The sequence below is a fragment of the Pseudomonas rustica genome, assembly GCF_018336155.1.
Lineage (GTDB): Bacteria > Pseudomonadota > Gammaproteobacteria > Pseudomonadales > Pseudomonadaceae > Aquipseudomonas > Aquipseudomonas rustica.
In genome coordinates, this window is record NZ_JAGYHF010000032.1 from 1 (window position 1) to 2,285 (window position 2,285).

At 58.8% G+C, this 2,285-nt stretch carries 4 protein-coding genes and 1 pseudogene; all 5 read left to right on the forward strand.

Annotation, left to right across the window (positions count from 1 at the left end; genetic code table 11):
- On the forward strand, positions 1-577 hold a 577-nt coding region (locus KFS80_RS26670), incomplete at its 5' end, for a hypothetical protein (RefSeq protein WP_212546464.1).
- An 83-nt stretch (positions 578-660) separates the two neighbouring features.
- On the forward strand, positions 661-894 hold the full coding sequence (locus KFS80_RS26675) for a hypothetical protein (RefSeq protein ID WP_212546465.1): 234 nt from the start codon (positions 661-663) through the stop codon (positions 892-894).
- Positions 895-1,149: 255 nt separating this feature from the next.
- On the forward strand, positions 1,150-1,656 hold the full coding sequence (locus tag KFS80_RS26680; protein WP_212546466.1) for a hypothetical protein: 507 nt from the start codon (positions 1,150-1,152) through the stop codon (positions 1,654-1,656).
- Between the two features lie 114 nt (positions 1,657-1,770).
- Entirely contained in the window at positions 1,771-2,094 is a 324-nt protein-coding gene (locus KFS80_RS26685; RefSeq protein ID WP_212546467.1) for a phage holin, lambda family, read from the forward strand.
- Positions 2,091-2,285: pseudogene (locus KFS80_RS26690) on the forward strand (hypothetical protein); the annotation flags it as partial. The gene KFS80_RS26685 and the pseudogene KFS80_RS26690, both read left to right, overlap by 4 nt.

Consider the following 2,285-nt stretch of genomic DNA (forward strand, 5'->3'; position numbering starts at 1 on the left):
ACTCAAGGGCGAGATATCCGGGAAGGATGCCGCGCTGCTGGCTGACTGCATCGTTCACAAGCTCTTGCACGCCCAGCTTTCCCCGCGGCACTGGAACGCCCTGGTGGCGAAGTACAGCACCCACCGTGGCCGCAAAATCGATTCCATCGGCCGGCTGGTCGCCGTGGTGAAGACCCCAGCACCGCAGCGCTTCACGCAACAGTCCGTCTTGGTCTGGGCGGTGCCGCAGCAGGTGAGGGGCATTCAGCGAGCGGTTACCCAGATCAAGGCGCCGAAGCACCGTGAGAACAAGGAGGAGGGGCAGTGGGATTGGCGCAACGCGGCAGCAGACGCTGATGTTGCCCGGGCCAACAAGCGTGCGCGCGCGGTAGCAGAGGACAAGCCCGGCGAGATGATCGTCCTGGCCGATTCGAACTACGACATGACGAACTGGGATTCCCAAGGACTTACAGAGCGCACTTACCAGCGCTGGAACAAGGCCATCAAGGATGGCTTGGAGTCGCTTGTGAACGAGGCTCTGGTCGAGGCGCAACACATGCTTGAAGCAGTCGGAGTGCTGGAAAGCGAGGCGGCATGAAATAGTCCCTCAAAAGGGCTTGCAATGTCATGTCGCCATGTCGCATTATTCACCCATCCTGTCATTCCTGCGCGTATCGAGGAGTGACTAACGAAACCCGGCCACCGCGCCGGGTTTTTTATTGCCTCGAATTCAACCTTCTGGAGGTGCGCGTGAAGCTGAAAGCCAAAAGCAATCTGCTGGAGCGCGCCAGAACGGCATGGGAGGCGGTCGCACGCCAAGTTGGCGAGACTGACTTCTCGCGCCATCCTCGCACCGGCGAGTATCTGCATCCCGGTGTCGCCATAGGTTGGCGCATTCATAAAAAGAATCTGTAGTTTTACCTGTAGCCAGGACAGCCCTCGGGAAGGCCTGGACGTCGATAGCCGGATAGTGCGACGTACGGAATCAACGCCGGCAGCCCGCGCACTCTGACCTCACATGCTTGTGGAGTGGCGCGAGACTGGATCAGCGAGATCGATGCAAATGGGCGTCGACGTTGAGAAGGCCTTCGGCCGACAGCTCGGAAAGACGAGCGCACCTATTCAGGGCCTCTGCATTCGCAGGGGCCTTTTCGTTTGAGGAGCAGGAAAATGTCCGACGCAGAGAAGCAGGCGGTTCAGTGTGTAGTTGACGCAGTGGTCGGTGGCGATCTCGGTCGACTGAAATCGGGCCTTGCTTGGCTTTCCGAGTTGCCAGGCTACGAGTTTTCCACAGTTACTGGGCAGCTGATGAACACCGATCAGCGTGAAAAGTTTTCAATGTTCGTGATCGGCTACGAAAGCCCGTTCTACTACCGTGACGGTCATGTGTTCGGAGCTGTGTACACGCCATCCGAATTCATGTGCAAAAAAGCCAGTCCATCTGGCGAAGGCCTGCCGTTCGAGCAGGTTCGCGACGCAGTCCTGAAAGCGCGCGGCGAACACGACGAGAAAGTGCTGCAGAAGGCGCTTGGCCTGAAGGCCGCTCTCGAAGAAATGGAAGACTTGCTGAAGCGACACTCGTTCGCGGATTCGAAGCTGACCAGCCTGGCGCATGTTGAGTTGCACAAAGGGCAGGCCCTGCTCTTGGCTGCGCTCAACCCAGTAAACGCTCACTAATTTCGGCCCCACGATAGGGGCCTTTTCGTTTTCGGCTCCCCACACCCATCGCTCCGAGCTGGGAGTGCAGCGGACGCCGGATTTATCAATCTCCCCAAGGGGGAGGCAACCCGGATGCCAAACATGCCTGACAAGCCAGACACATGGGCCAAGATCTGGCTGGCGTTGAGCAATCCGCTCTGGCAGGGCGCAATCATGGCCGTCACGATTACTCTTCTTCGGGTGTTGTACGAAGCGAAAGAGCCAAACAAGTGGCGGATAATCTTGGAGGCGCTCATTTGCGGTGCCCTCAGCCTGTCGGCCAGTAGCATCATTGAGTGGATGGCGTGGCCGTCGAGCTTGTCGGTCGCCGCCGGCGGTGCCATCGGATTCATTGGTGTGACCGCAATTCGGGACATGATCATCAGGTTCCTGGGCAAGAAGGTGGACTCCGCATGAAGGCGATCGCTGCGGCAATCATTATCGCGGTGGTGGGCCTTCTGCTGGTCGGCATTCAACAACTGCGGGTTGAGGATCTTCGCGAAGAAAAGCGGGTGGAGACCCAGGCTAAGGATGACGCCATCAAGGCCAATACCGAGAGCCAGGCCACCATCACCACGCTGCGCGCTGAAGCCCAGCGAAACGCCGAC

What these genes read in the sequence shown, in the direction of transcription:
- KFS80_RS26680 (WP_212546466.1), top strand. Translation starts at nt 1,150, where the DNA reads ATGTCCGACGCAGAGAAGCAGGCGGTTCAGTGTGTAGTTGACGCAGTG.
- KFS80_RS26685 (WP_212546467.1), top strand. Translation starts at nt 1,771, where the DNA reads ATGCCAAACATGCCTGACAAGCCAGACACATGGGCCAAGATCTGGCTG.